At 44.0% G+C, this 19,788-nt stretch carries 19 protein-coding genes and 1 other annotated feature; of the genes, 5 read left to right on the top strand and 14 right to left on the bottom strand.

Translation table 11 applies throughout. The features are described from left to right. Positions 1 to 68: 68 nt before the first annotated feature. Positions 69 to 1,292, top strand: a complete 1,224-nt coding sequence (srmB, locus tag R7044_RS08580) for an ATP-dependent RNA helicase SrmB (RefSeq protein WP_005381797.1) — start codon at positions 69 to 71, stop codon at positions 1,290 to 1,292. 109 nt (positions 1,293 to 1,401) lie between these two features. Here the strand turns inward: srmB and yaaA are convergent, their stop codons facing one another. Next, positions 1,402 to 2,178 carry a peroxide stress protein YaaA gene (gene yaaA, locus R7044_RS08575; RefSeq protein WP_151514425.1) on the bottom strand — a complete coding sequence of 259 codons (777 nt, stop codon included), beginning with the start codon at positions 2,176 to 2,178 and terminating at the stop codon, positions 1,402 to 1,404. 110 nt (positions 2,179 to 2,288) lie between these two features. Further along, a complete protein-coding gene (locus R7044_RS08570; protein ID WP_005381800.1) occupies positions 2,289 to 3,722 on the bottom strand; it encodes an alanine/glycine:cation symporter family protein in 1,434 nt (477 codons plus the stop codon). Between the two features lie 721 nt (positions 3,723 to 4,443). Here R7044_RS08570 and R7044_RS08565 point away from each other — a divergent pair. Beyond that, complete coding sequence (locus R7044_RS08565) at positions 4,444 to 4,629, top strand: DUF3545 family protein (protein WP_005381805.1); 186 nt, start codon at positions 4,444 to 4,446, stop codon at positions 4,627 to 4,629. Positions 4,630 to 4,864: 235 nt separating this feature from the next. Here R7044_RS08565 and R7044_RS08560 read toward each other — a convergent pair whose 3' ends face one another. The 3 genes from R7044_RS08560 to nfo form a co-directional block, all read right to left on the bottom strand. Then, the gene (locus R7044_RS08560) at positions 4,865 to 5,416 is read right to left on the bottom strand and encodes a hemerythrin domain-containing protein (protein ID WP_005381807.1); all 552 of its coding nucleotides are present in this window, start codon (positions 5,414 to 5,416) and stop codon (positions 4,865 to 4,867) included. Between the two features lie 113 nt (positions 5,417 to 5,529). Continuing rightward, positions 5,530 to 6,210, bottom strand: a complete 681-nt coding sequence (ung, locus tag R7044_RS08555) for a uracil-DNA glycosylase (RefSeq protein WP_005382846.1) — start codon at positions 6,208 to 6,210, stop codon at positions 5,530 to 5,532. Positions 6,211 to 6,499: 289 nt separating this feature from the next. Beyond that, entirely contained in the window at positions 6,500 to 7,384 is an 885-nt protein-coding gene (gene nfo, locus R7044_RS08550; RefSeq protein WP_017821508.1) for a deoxyribonuclease IV, read from the bottom strand. Positions 7,385 to 7,710: 326 nt separating this feature from the next. On the opposite strand from nfo, the gene grcA reads away from it, so the two are divergent. Continuing rightward, positions 7,711 to 8,088 carry an autonomous glycyl radical cofactor GrcA gene (gene grcA, locus R7044_RS08545; RefSeq protein ID WP_005381814.1) on the top strand — a complete coding sequence of 126 codons (378 nt, stop codon included), beginning with the start codon at positions 7,711 to 7,713 and terminating at the stop codon, positions 8,086 to 8,088. A 110-nt stretch (positions 8,089 to 8,198) separates the two neighbouring features. On the opposite strand, the gene R7044_RS08540 is transcribed toward grcA, so the two are convergent. The 5 genes from R7044_RS08540 to thrL all read right to left on the bottom strand — a co-directional run bounded on the left by R7044_RS08540 (position 8,199) and on the right by thrL (position 13,898). Next, positions 8,199 to 8,858, bottom strand: a complete 660-nt coding sequence (locus tag R7044_RS08540) for an NADPH-dependent FMN reductase (RefSeq protein WP_005382842.1) — start codon at positions 8,856 to 8,858, stop codon at positions 8,199 to 8,201. Positions 8,859 to 8,997: 139 nt separating this feature from the next. Beyond that, a complete protein-coding gene (gene thrC, locus R7044_RS08535; protein WP_005381818.1) occupies positions 8,998 to 10,278 on the bottom strand; it encodes a threonine synthase in 1,281 nt (426 codons plus the stop codon). After that, positions 10,275 to 11,231, bottom strand: coding sequence for a homoserine kinase (gene thrB, locus R7044_RS08530; RefSeq protein WP_017635074.1), 957 nt, complete (start codon positions 11,229 to 11,231; stop codon positions 10,275 to 10,277). The genes thrC and thrB overlap by 4 nt, the downstream gene beginning before the upstream one ends. A 20-nt stretch (positions 11,232 to 11,251) precedes the next feature. Continuing rightward, positions 11,252 to 13,711: a bifunctional aspartate kinase/homoserine dehydrogenase I gene (gene thrA / locus R7044_RS08525; RefSeq protein WP_065274188.1), complete on the bottom strand. Its 2,460-nt coding sequence runs from the start codon at positions 13,709 to 13,711 to the stop codon at positions 11,252 to 11,254. A 54-nt stretch (positions 13,712 to 13,765) separates the two neighbouring features. After that, positions 13,766 to 13,885 (bottom strand) — a sequence feature (Thr leader region). Continuing rightward, positions 13,821 to 13,898 carry a thr operon leader peptide gene (thrL, locus tag R7044_RS08520; RefSeq protein WP_074192076.1) on the bottom strand — a complete coding sequence of 26 codons (78 nt, stop codon included), beginning with the start codon at positions 13,896 to 13,898 and terminating at the stop codon, positions 13,821 to 13,823. It overlaps the preceding feature by 65 nt. A gap of 424 nt (positions 13,899 to 14,322) precedes the next feature. On the opposite strand from thrL, the gene R7044_RS08515 reads away from it, so the two are divergent. Beyond that, positions 14,323 to 14,793, top strand: a complete 471-nt coding sequence (locus R7044_RS08515) for a ribonuclease regulator (protein WP_167415017.1) — start codon at positions 14,323 to 14,325, stop codon at positions 14,791 to 14,793. Here R7044_RS08515 and R7044_RS08510 read toward each other — a convergent pair. After that, complete coding sequence (locus R7044_RS08510; RefSeq protein ID WP_225455470.1) at positions 14,790 to 15,272, bottom strand: putative 4-hydroxy-4-methyl-2-oxoglutarate aldolase; 483 nt, start codon at positions 15,270 to 15,272, stop codon at positions 14,790 to 14,792. The two genes, R7044_RS08515 and R7044_RS08510, sit on opposite strands and share 4 nt — an antisense overlap. Positions 15,273 to 15,336: 64 nt before the next feature. Then, positions 15,337 to 15,744, bottom strand: a complete 408-nt coding sequence (locus R7044_RS08505; RefSeq protein WP_065274186.1) for a DUF3293 domain-containing protein — start codon at positions 15,742 to 15,744, stop codon at positions 15,337 to 15,339. A gap of 361 nt (positions 15,745 to 16,105) precedes the next feature. Between R7044_RS08505 and arcA the strand changes: the two genes are divergently transcribed. Beyond that, positions 16,106 to 16,822 carry a two-component system response regulator ArcA gene (gene arcA / locus R7044_RS08500; RefSeq protein ID WP_005381824.1) on the top strand — a complete coding sequence of 239 codons (717 nt, stop codon included), beginning with the start codon at positions 16,106 to 16,108 and terminating at the stop codon, positions 16,820 to 16,822. Positions 16,823 to 16,907: 85 nt separating this feature from the next. On the opposite strand, the gene R7044_RS08495 is transcribed toward arcA, so the two are convergent. Continuing rightward, the gene (locus R7044_RS08495) at positions 16,908 to 17,357 is read right to left on the bottom strand and encodes a hypothetical protein (protein WP_005381825.1); all 450 of its coding nucleotides are present in this window, start codon (positions 17,355 to 17,357) and stop codon (positions 16,908 to 16,910) included. A 1-nt stretch (position 17,358) separates the two neighbouring features. Then, entirely contained in the window at positions 17,359 to 19,713 is a 2,355-nt protein-coding gene (gene arcB / locus R7044_RS08490; protein WP_005381826.1) for an aerobic respiration two-component sensor histidine kinase ArcB, read from the bottom strand. Positions 19,714 to 19,788: the final 75 nt, after the last annotated feature.

Here is a 19,788-nt window from a genome sequence, read left to right as displayed (position 1 = left end):
GCGACCTTTTTGTATTCTATGCTGTTGTGGCGAACCATTAACCAAGCTTTGCTTGTGGAGAACTCATTGTGATCAGAACCTTTGCTGAACTTGATCTAGACCAAAACCTACTTGAAGCCATTGAAGAGATGGGTTACGAACGCCCAACAAAAATTCAGGCAGAAGCGATTCCACAAGCGTTGGACGGTCGTGACATTCTAGCGTCAGCGCCAACAGGAACTGGTAAAACGGCCGCCTTCGTCCTGCCAGCATTGCAATACTTGCAAGACTTCCCTCGTCGTAAGCCTGGACCTGCGCGTATTTTGATCCTAACGCCTACTCGCGAACTGGCGATGCAAATTGCCGATCAAGCACGTGCTTTGGCAAAAAATACCAAACTCAACATTTTCACCATCACTGGTGGTGTTCAGTACCAAGAGCACGCCGACATCCTTGCAACAACGCAAGACATTGTGGTTGCGACACCTGGCCGTTTAAAAGAATACATTGATGCAGAACGTTTTGATTGTCGTGCAATCGAATGGTTAATCCTTGATGAAGCAGACCGTATGCTAGATATGGGTTTTGCTCCTACTGTCGATCGCCTATCTAACGAATGTCGCTGGCGTAAGCAAACCCTTCTGTTTTCAGCAACGTTAGAAGGGAAAGGCGTAGAAGGCTTTACCGCTGATCTGTTGAATGACCCTGCAGAGATCGACGCAAAATCACCGCTGCGTGAGCGTAAGAAAATTGCTCAGTGGTACCACCGAGCTGATGATGCTGAACACAAACTAGAATTACTAAAACACATTATTACTCAGCAAGCTGAGCGCACTATCGTCTTTTTAAAGACTCGTGAGCGTTTGGCTGAGCTACGAGCGCAGCTTGAAAGCGCACAGATTCCATGTTCTTGGATTCAAGGTGAAATGCCGCAAGATCGTCGTAACAATGCGATTTCTCGCTTCCGCGATGGAACTGTGAATGTGCTGCTCGCGACGGACGTTGCTGCGCGTGGTATCGATCTTCCGGATGTATCACACGTTATCAACTACGATATGCCGCGCACGGCTGATGTTTACCTTCACCGTATCGGCCGTACGGCTCGCGCAGGTAAGAAAGGTAACGCTATCTCAATCGTAGAAGCACACGACCAACCAATGATGGATCGCGTTGCACGTTACGTGAAAGAAGACATCAAAGAGCGTTTCGTGAAAGAGATGCGTCCTAAACACAAAAAGCCTGTGTTTAAGAAGAAAAAGAAAAAAGACGACAAGAAAAAAGTAGCGAAAAAGAAAACCGCTAAGAAGAAGTAATCTTGTTGGGGCCAAGTAGCTCAAGCTAGAAAATAACAAAGGGTTGGCAATGCCAACCCTTTTTCGTTTGTGCTGATAGAGATTAACGTCGATTACGTCTCAATCAGCTTTATTTTTGCTCTTCGCGTTTAAATACTAACTCTGTTGGCGTCGATTCATCTTCCACAAAGTAGTAACCCGCCGTATCAAACTTAGTCAGGTCTGCCACGCTCTCAACACGGTTTTCAATGATGTAACGCGCCATCATACCGCGCGCTTTCTTCGCGTAAAAACTGATGACCTTGTATTGACCATTCTTACAATCTTTGAATACTGGCGTGATCACTTGCGCATCTAAATTCTTTGACTTAACCGCTTTAAAGTATTCATTTGATGCAAGGTTGATAAGGACATTATCACCTTGAGCAGAAATCGCTTCGTTAAGCTTGTCCGTAATAACGTTGCCCCAAAACTGGTACAAGTTCGTACCCTTGTCGTTTGCAAGCTTGGTACCCATTTCAAGACGGTATGGCTGCATCAAATCAAGTGGTTTTAGTAAACCATAGAGACCCGATAGCATACGCAGATGATCTTGAGCATATTCAAAGTCCGCTTCAGATAAACTTTCGGCGTCTAGCCCTGTGTAAACGTCACCTTTAAATGCAAGAATGGCTTGTCGTGAGTTTTCCGTGGTAAACGTTTCACTCCACTCTTGAAATCGGCCCACATTTAAATCGGCAATCTTGTCGCTCACTTTCATTAAAGAGGCAACATCAGCAGGAGTCAGTTTGCGGCATACATCGATAAGCTCTTTTGAGTATTCGACCAACTCAGGTTGAGTAAATTTTTCTGTCGCTAACGGAGACTCGTAATCAAGAGTCTTCGCTGGAGAAACTACGATAAGCATGACTTTCCCTTCTCTAATTTTGTTTTTAATAGGGTACAAAAAAAGCCATGCATTGTCTGCATGGCTTTTTACATCGTACTAATAGCTTTCAACTATGAGTGATAGCTCACTTAGTCTTTTTTATCGTTGTACCAAATGCCTTCTTCAAGCTGAGATTTCAGCTCTGGGAAATCATTCGCATCAAATGTTGGCACTTTGCCTTCACCAAGCTGGCGGTTGTAATCTTTGGCCAGTTTAATCACGATGCCAGATAGCAAGATGATAGCCACTAAGTTAACTATCGCCATCAGACCCATAGAGACATCAGCAAGCGACCATACGACTGGTAACGAAGCTAGTGCACCAAACATCACCATACCAAGAACAATAACGCGGAAAATGCTTAAGCCCGCTTTATGATTGTGCTCTAGGAAGATTAAGTTCGTTTCAGCATACGAGTAGTTTGCAATGATTGAAGTAAACGCAAAGAAGAAGATTGCCACAGCAACAAAGATGCCGCCCCAATCGCCAACTTGTGAGCTCAATGCACGCTGAGTTAGCTCGATACCCGTCACTTCTGTTGCTTGACCGACATACTCACCAGACATCAGGATGATAGCCACTGTTGCAGAACAGATAACGATCGTATCCATGAACACGCCTAGCATCTGTACGTAACCTTGAGACGCTGGGTGTGGTGGGTAAGGTGTTGCTGAAGCTGCCGCGTTAGGTGCAGAACCCATACCTGCTTCATTCGAGAATAGACCGCGCTTGATACCGTTAATCATTGCCTGTGCAATTGCGTAGCCAAGACCACCTGCTGCTGCTTCTTGCAGACCAAATGCACTCTTAAAGATAAGCATCAATACATCAGGTAATTTCTCTAGGTTAGAGAACATGATGAACAGCGCTAGGGCTAGATAAAGTAGTGCCATGATCGGAACGATCATCTCAGCTACTCTTGCGATACGCTTGATGCCACCGAAAATAACAATTGCAGACAGTAAAACAACGGCAATACCAACATACAGGTTATTCCAACCAAATGCGTTGCTCATTGCATTGGCAATTGAGTTAGCTTGTACGGCGTTGAATACCAAACCAAAAGCGATGATTAGGAAAACTGAGAACAACACGCCCATCCAACGCATGCCCAAGCCTTTTTCCATGTAGTAGGCAGGGCCACCACGGTAGTTGCCATCATCATCTTTGGTTTTGTATAGCTGCGCCAGTGTGCTCTCAGCAAACGATGTTGCCATACCAAGCATTGCAATCAGCCACATCCAGAAGATCGCACCAGGACCACCCGCAGTCAATGCAACTGCAACGCCCGCCATGTTACCTGTACCAACACGTGCAGCAAGACTAGTACAAAGCGCTTGGAAAGAGGAAATACCAGCTTTGTCTGCTTTACGACTGTTCTTAAGAACAGAGAACATGTGGCCGAAATGGCGGAACTGAATGAACCCTAATCGAACGGTGAAGTAAATACCAACACCAACAAGAAGATAAACCAGAATCGAGCCCCAGAGGAGATCGTTCATCAAATTGATTAAGTCTGTCATGTGTACCTCAAAGTGAGTTGCGCCAGTCTATGCGTCCTAGCCATCCACCAAATTGCCTGCTAAGTGTCAAAGTGTGCTTAGCTTTTTAAGTAATGTTTATGGGCAATCTAGAATCGTAAACGTCGCTTCATGCATCCATTTTACGTACCAGCGTATTTTTTGACGGGCGGATAATGCAACCTAGGAGCGCAAAAATCAATATGCAACAACAAGAATAACATTGTTATTTTTCACTATAAAGTCACCAAAAAATAACATAAATAGAAGACTTAACACTCAAACTGCGCAACATTTCAATTACCAAACGCCAACATAAATAATTATTCTTCATTAAATGGAATGGTAAACCGTATAAACAAGAACAAGCTAGTATTCACAAGGTGTTACATAAATTTACGCTAGTGACTTACCATCTAATTGAACACTATTTCATCAAACTGATTTTATGCAACTTTAACCTTTGCGCAGTGCACCCATTCATCAAATCGAATTAACATAGAAAATCTCTCTATTTAATCGTTTTCTTGAGATCGTTTGTGCATTTTTTATCCACATAGTTGCAATAAAAAGTGTGATTTTGAGAATATTTTTGCACGAAAATGTCATGCTACCGACACAAATGCGAAATATATCATGGTTATTCTCACGGCTATTGTGGTACTTAAAAAACTCCACAAGGACTGGTTACAACAGTTTAGCTTAAGAAAGGTAAAGGTGGCTTATGGAAGGCTTTCAACTAGATGACATTTTTAATCTGGATACTACCTCAACAACCAAATCTCGTGCCAAACCAGTAAAGCGAAAGTGGCGTGAAATAGAAGAGATGAACGACAGACGCAATTTGCTTAAAGAGCTGCGCGAACTTGATGTCTGTACCGATTATAACTTGGAAGACATTAAACTCTAATTCAAACAAAAGGCACCTTACAGGTGCCTTTTGTTTTTTGTTTACAGTGACCGTAAACACCGTGAGTTTAGTACCAAGGTTTAAGTATGAATACCATTATTACTCAATGAGAATCTTCCGTACTTTTTGCCGAAAAATATGCACACGAAATTTTCGGTTGATTCCCAATAAATAAGAAATATATCTCACAAACCCGAGATACGACTTTCGCTCGCTCAGGTTTCATCATTCAGGCTTAAACATACTCAGTATCACTTTGACGAACACGTTCGGCCAACTGTTTATAACGATCAGCAATCGTGTCACCAAACACAGGATCATCCTCACTGACGCTCCATAAGCTCTCGACATGCTGCCAATCTTCTGTGGTAAATAACTCTTCAATGAGAGGCAAAATTTTTCGCTCTTCTAGCTCCAAGTGGTGCCTTTGCGATTCGATGAAATCTTCTAGGTGAGCGACAAACATGTCTTGTGGCACAACAGCATCCTGAAGGATCATCTCTATCACGGATGAAAACTCTCTGGTTTTACTCGCTAACTCTAGATGCTCTTTCTCTAAATTTTCCATGGTTTGTTGCTTACCATAGTGTTCAAGAAAGTGGTGATAGAGGATATCTTCTTTCGGGTGGTGTACTTTCTCCGAATGATTAGAGAGGTAATCAACAATCTCGCTTACTAACGCATAGTTGATTACACGTTCTTTTTTTATCTCATTGAGCTTATGGCGCAGTATCGCCAACAGACGAACCATATAACCATGTTCGCGTCGAATTCTTTCGATCATCATAGCGTCTCTCCTTAACACCTACTTTTAGTAAGTGTACATGAGAAATTTACTATCAGCCTCGAGCGTGCTCAAAAAAACAGCGATCATAGCATCCATGATCGCTGTCTCTTCATTTATACCGTTAATGGCAAATGCCAGTTAATTGGTGCTTTTTCTTGTGATGTAAGCAACTGGTTTGCTTGAGAGAAATGCTTACAACCGAAAAAGCCTCGATGTGCCGATAACGGCGATGGATGCGGTGCTGCCAAGACATGGTGTTTATTGCGATCGATAAAGCGCCCTTTCTTCTGCGCGTGTGACCCCCACAGCAAGAACACTACACCTTCTTGATGCTGATTAATGGCTTCAATAACTCGATCAGTAAACGTTTCCCAACCTGTCTTTGAATGTGAATGCGCTTTACCTTGCTCCACCGTTAATACCGTATTGAGTAACAATACGCCTTGCTCAGCCCAGCTTTGCAAAAAACCATGCTGAGGGATTTGGAAACCTTCAATATCTTGCGCCAGCTCTTTATACATATTAACCAGTGACGGTGGCGTTTTAATGCCAGGAAGTACAGAGAAACACAGGCCATGCGCCTGATTTGGGCCGTGGTATGGGTCTTGTCCTAGAATCACGACCTTAACGTCTTTGAACTCGGTAAAACGAAACGCGTTAAAGACATCTTTTGCGGGAGGAAAAATAGCTTTGCCTGCGGCGCGTTCGGCTTCAACAAAATTCAAGGTGTCTACAAAGTAGCTCTGCTTTTTCTCTTCGCCGATCACATCGTGCCAAGTGGGTGACTGATTCATGGAAAGTTCCTGTCCTAAATTTTGCTTCTATTCTAACGAGCGAAACTCAAACAAACAAAAACTTACCACGAACTTGAGACAAGTAATAAAAGACTAATGCTTCTGTGGCGTTCGAAAGTGCCCCTGTCCGGTAATGTGACGATTAGGCATCGGTAAGCGAAGCACGCGACGAGTATAAGCATAAGGAGTAAAAGAGAGTGGTCGAGACATGTTGGCATCCTTCTTTGCTAATTCAGAGATTGATGTTCAATGACTAAGAAAGAAAGGTGCCAACTTTGTGGTTACGCCATTAACTGTCAATGGCCGCTAAATGGAATTGACGCAACGTGTTGATCTCTTGCTGCCAAATATCTGGATCAATTGTTTCTAAAATCAGAGGGATACCATCAAAACGAGGGTCTTTCGCGATGTACTCAAAGCAATCCCACCCGATCTCTCCTTTACCAAGAGAATGGTGGCGATCTACTTTGCTGGCAAACTCTACTTTTGAATCATTTAGATGCATTGCTCTTAAATAGTGCATACCTACGATACGGTCGAACTCTGCAAAGGTGCGCTCGCAATCTTCTTTTGTACGTAAGTCATAACCAGCCGTAAAGGTATGGCAGGTATCAATACAAACGCCGACACGATCTTTATCTTCCACTTGCTCGATGATTTCAGCTAGGTGCTCAAACTTCCAGCCTAAGTTAGTGCCTTGACCTGCCGTATTCTCGATAACAGCGATCACATTCGGCACCGCTTTATGCGCAAGATTGATCGACTCGGCGATCGTCGCGAGACACTCCTGTTCAGAGACTTTCTTTAGGTGACTACCCGGATGGAAGTTAAGCAAAGTCAGCCCCAACTGATTACAACGCTCCATTTCATCAATAAATGCCGCGCGGGATTTATTCAGCTTTTCTTCTTCCGGCGCACCCAAGTTAATCAGATAAGAATCATGGGGAAGAATATGTTCTGCTCCGAAACCCAGCATTTTACAGTTCGCTTTAAACGCACTGATGGTTTTTGCTTCTAAAGGCTTCGCCACCCACTGGCGTTGGTTTTTTGTAAATAGTGCGAATGCATTCGCGCCAATTTCACGAGCTCTCAACGGAGCTTGATCGACCCCACCAGCAGCAGAGACATGTGCACCAATGAGTTTATTCCCAAGCTTGTTTTTCATGTTTGTCATTTAATCACTTTAGACTTTCAGTATTGCTACCTAAATACAGATAGTTGCGTTAACCAGTTTAAACTTTAATCTCAATTTGTAGTAAATTTACAACAAAGCCAGTTATTAAATATTTTTTATATTATCAAATAAATTGTAATTGGTTTGTTTTCAAAGGTTTTATTGATTTAACTCAATAAAATCACCTTAATAAAAATAATGTTTTTGGTTGTTTTTTGACTTAAATCAATATTAAAATAGTGGATATTAGCTATATAATACTCAGCTCAACGAAAATTCGAAAATTAACACCAATAATCACCACGTAAGTGGTCTAGGAGATAGTGATGATCCAAGGTATCCAAATTACAAAAGCGGCAAACGACGACCTACTAAACTCTATCTGGCTATTAGATAGCGAAAAAAATGAAGCTCGTTGTGTTGCTGCAACTGCTGGCTACGAAGCAGACCAAGTTATCGCAATCAGCGACCTAGGTGAATACGAAAGCCGTGAAGTTGCAATCGAAACTGCTCCTCGTATCGAAGGCGGCCAACACCTAAACGTGAACGTGCTTAAACGCGAAACACTAGAAGATGCAGTTGCACACCCAGAGAAATACCCACAACTAACTATTCGTGTTTCTGGTTACGCAGTACGTTTTAACTCGCTAACTCCAGAGCAACAACGTGATGTAATCGCTCGTACTTTTACTGAGACTCTATAATCTCTCAGTAAACTAGCTCGCTAGAATTTAAAAAGCTTGGTCAGCAATGACCAAGCTTTTTTGTTTCAGAATCCTTCTAACCCCTTTCTATAATGGAAAGCAACTCTCCTCTAAGGTGCATTTCTTTGCGAAGGATCTTTCTGAAACGCTTGCGCTACAGAGGTTGGATCAAGCCTATCTCTTTGCAGTGACGCCCCTTCTGCCCACCAAATCAATTGATGCATCGTGCGATTCATATAGTTGTCCCACTGCGTCTGCTCCGACTCATCCGCAGCAACGCCCTGTTCATCAAAGACTTCTTGCGCTTTCGGAATGTGGATCATCGCAGAGACAGGTAGACATCCAAGTTCAGATAAGAAGGTACGCATCGACACTGCAGCACGAGCGCCACCCCATTGCCCTGCAGAGTAGGTCACGATAGCACTCGGCTTGTAAGAAAACAGCGAACTGCCGAAATGGTTAAGCATGTTCGCCAAAGCAGGACTCATCGAATGGTTATATTCCGGGCTAACCATCACATACCCATCCGCATGTTTGATTTTGTCTGCTAGCTCACTTAGGTGCTGCGGAACTTTAGAGCGGTGATAAGCAAACTCGGGCTTAAACACATCACCAAAGTCGTAATTCAAAGGGTCGATGATTTCGACCGTATGTTGCGAATGTTGACTCGCGATGAGTTTTTCACACGCTTTACTGACTCGCATTCCTAAACGGGCTGGTCGTGGTGGCGTGCTGTCTCTCACTGAGCCAAGAAAAATCAAAAAATGCATGCTTCTCTTTCCATCTCATTTAGTTAAGTTCGTTTCTCAATCATAAAGAGAGTCACAACTTACCGACAATAAAAAAGGTGAATGATTACTCATTCACCTCTCGTTATTTCTGTTTTTGATACTTACTATACTTTGAAGCTTACTGCACGCGGCGCAGTACTTGTTTCAATGCGTCAAAGTCTGCGTCGAGCTCTTCCGATAGCAGCTCCATCGCAGCGTGCTTCGCTAGTGGCGCAGGAAGCTCGATATCGGATTCTAGAATATCATCCACGACTTCTTTGAACTTCGCAGGGTGAGCAGTACATAGGAACAGACCGGTTTCACCGTCTTGCAATTGTTCTTCAAGAACGCGGTAAGCAATCGCACCGTGCGGTTCGCATAGATAGCCTAGAGCATGTAAGTCTTTCACTGACTGTGCGCTTTGCTCATCAGATACTGCACCTTTACCTAACGTCTCCAAGCCCCACTCTTTCACACGGCACAGCTCTTCGATACGAGGCCAGTTGTTTGGTTGGCTCACGTCCATCGCGTTCGATGTTGTTGCGACTGTTGGTTTTGGCTCCCACTTACCTGTTTCTAGGTAGCGAGGAACCGTGTCATTGGCATTAGTTGCAGCGATAAAGCGTTTGATAGGCAAGCCCAACGCTTTTGCCAATAGACCAGCAGTTAGGTTACCGAAGTTACCGCTTGGTACTGATACCACTAGGTTTTCACGCTCTTGCTTGCTCATTTGCGCAGCTGCTTCAAAGTAGTAACAGATTTGCGCCATCAAACGGCTGATGTTGATTGAGTTTGCAGAGTTCAGACCGATCTCTTCACGCAGTGCAGAATCATCAAAAGCTTGCTTAACCAGTGCCTGACACGCATCGAAGTCTCCATCGATCGCGACAGTATGGATGTTCTTACCAAGCGTACAGAATAGCTTCTCTTGCAGTGGGCTGATCTTACCTTTCGGGTAAAGAATCACAACGTTGATGTCTTCCATACCGTAGAAAGCATGCGCAACGGCTGCGCCAGTATCGCCGGAAGTTGCAGTCAGAATAGTGATCTTGCCGCCGTCCGAAACCGCAGCAAGAGATTGCGCCATAAAGCGACCACCAAAGTCTTTAAATGCAAGCGTTGGACCATGGAACAGTTCCAGAGCGTAAACACCGTCTTTGACCTGATTAATTGGCGCAGGGAATTGGAATGCAGCATCAACAAGAGCATTCACTTGCTCCTCTGTAAGTTCATCTCCAATTAACGCCGATAAAATCTTAGTGCTACGAGAGACAAAGTCTTCTGCAAGCAGCGCATCGATATCTTCAAATTTTGGTAATTCCGATGGGAAAAATAGACCTTGGTTACGGCCTAACCCTTGGCGAACGGCTTGGCCAAAGGAAACTTGTTCATCATTTTCTTTTATATTGTAAAGCTTCATAGCTCACTTCCTGTTACTTTCGAACCCTGCTTATCTAGACGACAAACGTGGACGAATCCTTCTTCGTTTTGTACGTAGTTTTGTTCTAACCAGCGAGCAACTCGCTCAGCGACATCTTTCTCTTTGCAAATACTGAACAGTGTCGGACCACTGCCAGAAATACCGGTTGCCAATGCACCCGCAGACGCTGCGTATTGACGTGCATTCGCAAAACCTGGAAGCAGTTTCTCACGATACGGTTCTGCGATCACGTCTTTGATCATTTTTGCAGCAAGTTCTGGCTGACCAGAATGACACGCATGAATAAAGCCCGCAAGGTGGCGACCATGAGCAATGATATCTTGTCGGCGGTATTGAGATGGTAGGATCTCACGCGCTTCCGCCGTTGATACCTTGATACCCGGATAAGCCATCACCCAGTACCAATCATCAAAGCAAGGCACTTCTTGACTGATGATACCCAACTCTTCAAGCATCAGTTGCACACCACCAAGGTAACATGGCGCAACGTTGTCGTAGTGAATACCACCAGAGATCTTGCCTTCCATCTCTCCCATCAGCGCCAATAATTCTGTCTCGTTAAGTGGCTGTCCATGGAATCGGTTCAATGCATCTAATGCAGCGACGATAGAACATGCACTTGAGCCTAAACCAGAGCCAATTGGCATGTTCTTTTCTAGCGTCATTTCAAGTGGTTTTAGCTCAACACCTTTTTTGTCTAACTCACGAGCAAACACAAGCCAACAGTCGTAAACGATGTTCTCTTTTGGTTCAGTTGGCAATTTCTCAACAAAATCACCCGCCGTTTTAAGGCTGAACGGATCAGCCCCAGATTTCACCAATACACGGTCACCCAATAGTGTACCATCCACTGGAGACACGGCAGCCCCCAGCACATCAAAGCCAACGCTTACATTACCAATTGATGCTGGGGCATAAACCACTACATCCATATCACTTGAACTCATTATTGTTATACCCCTAGTTTCCAACCTAAAGTACGCATCACGTCAGAAAATACACCCGCAGCCGTTACTTCGGTGCCTGCACCATAGCCACGTAACACTAGTGGGATTGGCTGATAGTAACGGCTGTAAAATGCCAGTGCGTTTTCACCGTCCTTGATTTTATACATTGGATCGTTTTCATCCACCGCTGCGATGCTTACTGTGCACTTGCCCTCATTAATCTCACCAACGTAGCGCAGTACTTTGCCTTCTTCTGCTGCCTTTGCAGATAATTCTTTAAAGTAAGCGTCTGCTTCAGGTAAACGCGCCATAAATTCATCAACGCTACCAGAATCATCAAAACCTGGTGGCAGTGCTTGATCAACCACAACGTCTTCTAGTTCTAGAGACATGCCTGCTTCACGAGCCAGGATCAGAAGCTTACGCGCAACATCCATACCAGAAAGGTCATCACGAGGATCCGGTTCAGTAAAACCATTTTCTTTTGCGATATTAGTTGCTTCACTTAGGCTCATACCTTCATCTAACTTACCGAAGATGTATGACAGAGAGCCAGAAAGAATACCGCTGAAGCGCTCTAGCTCATCACCCGCTGAGATTAGGTTTTGCAGGTTTTCGATTACCGGTAGACCCGCCCCCACAGTTGTTTCGTACATCAGCTTGCGACGAGAGCTGCGCGCAACATCGCGAAGCTGATGGTAGTAAGCCATGCTTGCTGTATTTGCTTTTTTATTTGGTGTAACGACATGGAAACCAGCAGCTAGGAAATCAGCGTATTGATTCGCAATATCTTCACTTGATGTACAGTCAACCAATACTGGGTTGATGATGTGGTTACGTTGAACCAAAGAAATCAAACGCGCTAGGCTGAACTCTTCTGTCGCTGCCGACATACGATCACGCCAATGATCGAGTGGCAGACCTTCACTATCAAGCAGAAGACCTTTGCTGTTTGCCAAGCCACACACGCGAATAACGATGCCTTTTTCCGCAAGCTTCGCCTGTTGACGCTCGATCTGATCCACCAGCTCACCACCAACGCCACCAATACCAACCACGAATACGTCTAAGAAGTGCTTAGAGTTGAATAGGTTTTCGTGACACGCTTTGATCGCTTCAGAGATTTTATCTTCAGGAATCACGGCTGAGATAGCACGCTCAGATGAGCCCTGTGCGATGGCTACAATGTTTACGTTCACTTCAGCAAGAGATGAGAAGAAGCGAGATGCAACACCGCGCGATGTACGCATGCCGTCACCAACCAACGTTATGATTGAAACATTATCAATAAACTCGACCGGCTCTAATAAGCTATCTTTCAGTTCCAACTCAAACGCATCGGCCAGTACTTGTTGCGCTTTTGCTTTATCTTCTGCCTCAATACAGAAGCTAATGCTGTACTCAGAAGAAGACTGAGTAATAAGAACAATAGACACACCAGCGGAAGACATTGCGCCAAACACGCGGCTTGCCATGCCAACCATACCCTTCATACCTGGGCCGGAGACGTTAACCATAGTTAGGTCGTTTAGCGTCGTGATACCTTTGATCGCCAGGTTGTCTTCACCAGTGTCTTGCCCAATCAGGGTACCTGCACCTTGTGGGTTAAAGCTGTTTTTGATCAGACATGGGATGTGGAACTGCGCGATAGGAGCAATGGTCTTCGGATGCAAAACGGAAGCACCGAAGTAAGAAAGCTCCATTGCTTCTTGGTAGCTAAGAGATTTAAGTAAGCGAGCATCTTCCACTAAACGAGGGTCGCAGTTGTATACACCGTCTACGTCAGTCCAGATCTCACAACAATCTGCGCGCAGACACGCCGCAAGAACCGCCGCCGAATAATCAGAGCCATTGCGACCAAGTGTTACCAATTCACCTTTCTCGTTACCTGCGGTAAAGCCAGGCATGATATTCACATGGCCCAGAGGAAGAGGGTTTTGGCGGAAGTTTTGCGTTGAAACATCTACATCAACCATGGCTTCAAGGTGATCACCTTTTGCGTATAGGTATTCAACTGGGTCGATAAGATGTGCTGGCTGGCCTTTGGCTTCTAACACCGCTTTCATCAATTGAATCGAAACGCGTTCGCCTTTGCTAATAATACGTGCATTAACATTGTTTGGGCACATGCCAAGAAGATTGATGCCATGAACGAATTGGCGTAATTGAGAGAGAGAAGTTTTCACTTGGTTATCGAAAGCTGAACCATCGATATTGGGTAGTACTGCTTGGATTTGAGTGAAGAGCGTTTTAAACGACTCCTCCAACTCTTTGATTTGTAGTTCTGCTTCACCATTGCGCAATGCGCCTTCAATGACCGCAACCAATTTGTTTGTTGTTTTACCAGGAGCGGAAAGAACAACCGCTACTTCTTCTTGTTGAGCGTTATTGGCAATAATGTCTGCCGCTCTCAAAAAGCGATCTGCATCAGCTAGTGATGATCCGCCAAACTTCAATACTCGCATCCCTTCCTCCGGTATATCTTCTTAAATTTGTCTAAATTCTGGATAAAAAAAGCATAAAAAAAGGCCTGTATCTTGTTGGATACAGGCCTTTTTTGTGAATTTCTTTCGCTCAGCAGCCTGCCCCAACATGTGTCGTGTCGGTAATAATAATGGTCGTGGTCATTACTACTAGGCTGTTAGATGGCATAAATAAATATTCAACGTTAATTGTGTTTGCTTAACTCTACGTTTACCGAGTTTCTGATACATAGTCAACAAAAAATTGTTTGTTTTTCCATCTTTCAGAGATTTCTGCTAATCAATGTCATTGATATTTATAGTTAATTACACATTATTGATCATTTGAAAATCTACAGTTAGTTTTTGTAAAGGACTTAACCATCATCACCAGTTCGGTTTTTTTATCTAATAACTAGTCTGATCTTTGCCATAAAACGTACGATCAAATAATTCGAGAGGGTTGTGACACATAACAACAACTTAACTGTGACTTATGTTCATAGGATCGAATTATTTAGAAAATAGGTGAGCTAGCTTTCATATTCTATGCTTTAATAGTGAGAAGCTTTGGGCGCATACTAATAAAAAAGTTGACACAAGGAGTGGTGAACATGAAAAGAGGGCTTTTTCTGTTGCTGTTTTTTGTGCCTGGTGTTTGTCTAGCCAACGAGCTTCCGCCGCTTCCAGGTAAAACATCCCCTTCTCCTCATAAACTGTTCATTTCCAGCGACAGTTATCAGTCTGACAGTTTTGATGTTTGGAATATCGATACGGGTTACGCTTACGAACTTTTTGATTCGGTAGACGTTTATGTCGGTGCACGAGTCAATAACTCTCCTACCCAAAATCAAAGTGGTTTTTTGAGTGGGATCAGCTATCACTTTAATGATCGTGTCACGCTGAAAAGTACAGTTCGCTCTTACAAGAACGAAACAGCGGAAGGTATTCGCCAAGACGACAGTAGCCTCGCGGCTGAAGTCTCAAGTCGCGTAAAAATTACCGATAAACTGGATCTTCACGCGACTCTTGATTACCAAGATTGGCAACAAGGCTTTGAAGTTGGTCTAGGCTTTCGTTTTTAGAAGTCCAGCTTTTGCTTAGAAATCAATACACCGTTCCAGTCCGCGTAAACGTAGTGCTTAGGTTGAACGATTTGGTTTTGCATCGTTAAGGTTACGTTTACCTCTCCTATCCCACGCTTCTCTGTTTTAAACGGGTTGGTGCCAAGAGCTTGAACGCCAATGTCCTTTTGAGATATTTGTGCTACGTCGCGTATTGCACCATAGACAATGATGCCTTCCCACCCATTTTCTATTCCGAGTATCGCTAATTGATCGCCGAGTAATGCTCTCTGACACGATCCATGCCCGTCAACAATCAATACTTTACCCGTTCCATCTTCGCCCAGTACTTCACGCACTTTCGAGTTATCGTGATAGCAGCGCACCGTAACGATTTCACCGTAAAAAGCGCTACGTTGACCAAAGTTCTGCAATGGTAAAGTAAGCAAGCTCACTTGGTCTTCAAATTGGTCACAAATATCGGGTGTAATGTCTCTCATATTTCCTCCGTGAATTTTCTCACCCAAGCGTTGCTTCAGTGAGCAGTATCCTTTTCTATACCTTTTATACGAGCCGAGGCTTAATGGAGCCTAACATATGCAAAACTTTCGGCTGCGAGCACGCAATTAGATAAAGCTGGTCATTAATGACGTAATAAATCGCGTTTTGTTGAAAGTCATTCGCCAATTCAACGGCTACCTCTGGCGACAACTCGACAGCAAAGCTTTCCTCATACCATGTAAAAGCGCTATCACCTACCGTGACAGGCGCGTAATTAACGTGCTGTAGCTGTTTTTCTAACGCGTGATTGTTTATGCTGTTATCTTCTTTGGACCTCAAGTTACTGTATGGGTTCCAAGCGGTTATCACAGCATAGTTTGAAACACGCCACTCGGCTTCGAATCTGAAAAAAGATTCTGAATAAGCATTCCATAACGATGCGTCTATGTTCGTATTACTTTTTTCTATCATAAGTCTTAAACGATTAATAACAGTTACATTTCATCAATTGATATAAATCAACAAACTGAATGGAATTAACATTTGAGCATTGTTAGCATGCTGTTAACAATATAAAATCCGCTCAATATCTTAGGGTGTTTACGTTTCAGGCCCCACTGAAAGCAGGAAATGAAAGGTAAACAAGCCCTTTAGAATAAACGTCGCCATTGGATACTGGTGAGTTGGCAAAATTCCATGGAGGGCGGATAACTGAAAGAAGTGTTTTTTTGATCAACTTGATTTATTATCAAAATCACATTACCTGTATGTTATATTTTTGCCTAGAATTTATTCTATTAGCACAATTTTGTCACAAATTTAGGTACCGCCAATGCAAACCCCGCAGATTCTTATCGTTGAAGATGAGCAAGTAACTCGTAACACTCTTAAGAGTATTTTTGAAGCAGAGGGATACGCTGTTTTTGAAGCCAGTGACGGTGAAGAGATGCACCAAGTGTTGTCTGATAACTCAGTCAACTTGGTTATTATGGACATTAATCTTCCAGGCAAGAATGGCCTTCTACTAGCGCGTGAATTACGCGAGCAAGCGAACATTGCTTTAATGTTCCTGACAGGCCGTGACAATGAAGTAGACAAGATCCTAGGTCTTGAGATTGGTGCAGATGACTACATCACTAAACCATTCAACCCACGTGAACTAACTATTCGTGCACGTAACCTACTTAGTCGCTCAATGAGCTCTAACGCGGTGCAAGAAGAGAAGCGCTCGGTAGAAAAGTATGAATTCAACGGTTGGGTACTAGACATCAACAGCCGCTCTCTAGTAAGCCCTGCTGGTGATAGCTACAAGCTACCTCGCTCTGAGTTCCGCGCATTACTGCACTTCTGTGAGAACCCGGGTAAGATTCAAACTCGTGCAGATCTTCTTAAGAAGATGACTGGTCGTGAACTTAAGCCACACGACCGTACTGTAGACGTAACGATTCGTCGTATCCGTAAGCACTTTGAGTCTGTTTCAGGTACGCCAGAAATCATCGCCACTATCCACGGCGAAGGTTACCGCTTCTGTGGCGATCTAGAAGACTAGATTTAACCGCTAATATGCAAAGGGCTTGCTCATTGAGCAAGCCCTTTTTGTTTTAGGTCTAACGACTAATGCAACATCATTGCGGTTAATAAACCTTGTTAATCTTCACGTACTTTTCGACTAACCAACGCTGTTTACCCGCATCGTCTAGAAGCACTGCGATATCAACCGATTTTTCTGTGTTCACATCAATGTGAGACGAGAACGCCACCTCCCATCGGCTTTCACTGTGCGTTCGAGTATCTAAAGACGCACTGTCCACCAACCACTCTTTTTGCCCCTGTTTAATAATAAGAGCTTCTGCCGTTAGATTTGCAGGAAGTAACTGATCTCCTTCGAGGTAAAGTGCACCTTGAATACTTTGCTCTTCCACGTCCCCAATATTCGGCATGAGGTTCACCCATAAATTACTTTTGAGCTCAACATTAACCTCATTAATCGTAATCTGACTGTTTTGTTGCCAATTCACATTTGGAACGGAACTACAGCCTGCCATCAATGCCATGGCTAATGCCAATGGTGCGATTCTTTTCATGTTATTTCCTTTGTTCCAACCAACTTTTGAGGACTTGAATATCGTTTTGGTATTCATTTTTGATCTCTTCAACCCAGTCTGAAATGTTTTCCCACCATGCTGGCATATCGGGCGATTGCGCTTTTTGCGCCACACTTTGGATACGTTTCAGGCCAATTGAACCTGCAGCACCTTTGATTTTATGCGCTTCAGAAACAATCCCATCTTGATCTTTCGCTGTCATGTTCGAATCTAAGACATCGATATAGTCTGGCATCATATCTTCAAACATTTTTATGCTGTCGTAGACAGGTTTTGCACCAACAATGTCGACGTAAGACTCTAACATATCCATATCGAGCAAATGTGTCTCAATCACAGGAGAAGGCACTGGCTCTTCCACTGTTTCGGGACCGCTCACCACTTCCTTAGGTTGTTCTAACTGGTGAGCGAAGAATTTATCAATCACTGACTGAATAGCATTCACTGCCAGCGGCTTACTGATCGCATCATCCATGCCGTTATCTAAGTATTCACGACGATCTTTCATTACATTAGCAGTTAAGGCGACCAATGGAGGAAGATTGTTATAATGCTTGCGGTAATAATTGGCGACATCAAAGCCCGTCATATCAGGCAGTTGGATATCCAACAACGCTAAGTCGTATTTTTCTGGCACAAAGTTCACTAACGCTTCTTGGCCCGTCATTGCCACGGTGACAGAGTGCCCTAGGCTCTCTAGTAACGATTTAGCCACAGTTACGTTAAGCTCGATGTCTTCGACCATAAATATGTTGAGGCGCACATTGTCGCGTTTCGCATCAATGACTGGCTCAGCTAGTTCAACAATCGGAACGTGGATCGATACAGTAAAAGTGCTACCAAAGCCTTCCTCACTGGTAACCGTAATGTCACCATCCATCATATTGATCAGTTGCTTAGATACCGCCAAACCAATACCTGTACCGACCGCATGCAGGTTGTCCTTGCCTGATTTCACTTGGTAGTACATCGCAAAGATCTTATCTAGCTCTTCGTCTGGGATACCAATACCAGTGTCTTCCACTTCCATAATAATGGTCGCAAAATCGTCTTCGACATCCGCGCTCACTGTCATCACAACGCCACCTTCTTTGGTGAACTTCATTGCGTTGCTGACCAAGTTCCAAATCACCTGACGTAGACGGGTTGCATCCACTTCAATTGCTTTTGGCAAGTCGCTTAAACGTTCTAAGTCAAAGCGTAACCCTTTTTGTTCCGCCATCAGAGCAGAGATACTCTCAATCTCTGCGACGAAGTCTTCGAAGTTAAGTGGCGCAGGTAATAGTTCTAACTTACGGCGATCAAATTTATCCATATCGATAATATCGTTGAAGATGTTACCTAGCGTAATCGCACTCACATTGATGGTCTGCATGTGTTTACGCTGCTCTTCTGTCAACGGACTATCTAGAAGCATACGACTTAAGCCTACAATGCCATTCAGCGGCGTTCGCAGCTCATGACTGATGGTTGAGATGAAGGTAGTTTTGTCGCGGCTTGCTTTCTCTAACGACTCTTCATGGCGCTTACGTTCAGTGATATCACGACCGAACCCAACGAGACCAAGGTGGCGGCCATCTTTGCTGTAAAATGGCACTTTACGCAGCTCAAAGTAATGCTTGCGACCATCTGGGTATTCGAGCCATTGCTCGTAAGTAATCGCTTGATTATCGGCAAAAACCTTTTGGTCAGTATCAACGATATGCTCGGCGATTTCTTTGCTATACACATCCCAAGGGCTTAATCCGACTAACTGGTGCTCTTTCTTGCCCGTTAGCTCTTCCATCGCGCGGTTACAGCCAGAGAAAACACCATCCGCATTGCGGTAGTAAATTAAGTCTGGTGAGGCATCAATAAATGAACGCAGTAATGCGGTACGTTCTGCCAACTCTAATTGAGTACGTTCGCGTTGGAACACCTCGTTTTCGAGGTCTTGCATCGCCTCTTCACGTGCTTCTTCCGCTTTAATACGCTCTTCAATTTCTTGGTTAAGCTTTTCAATGTTTTGTTGAAGTTGGTAATTCAACTCTTGATCTCGCGAACGCATGTCCTTCAGTTTGGACACCAGCTTAGTTAAACGCTGGCGAGACTCTTCTAGTTGATCGACAACCACAGAGAGGAAGTAAACCGCCCAAGGGGTGATCAATAGACCAAAAAACACCGAACGGACAATGTCGATATCATCTACTCGCCCTTTAAGAGCTAAAGTAATCCCTACCTGCACCACAACAGCTAATGCCACCAGCGCAAGGGCTAGCAAAATAGAGAAGCGAACAATCCCCAGTTTGACTAGCAAGTCGACATAATACTGGGCGAGGTTTTTCATGGGTTTCATTAACTACTCCATGGTGGTGGCTAGATAGCGCCATTCGATGATGAAAAACAGGTAAATGCACTCGACCTAACGCAA

The organism is Vibrio sp. 1402 (assembly GCF_033340275.1).
This window is presented reverse-complemented; position numbering and strand designations above follow the sequence as displayed.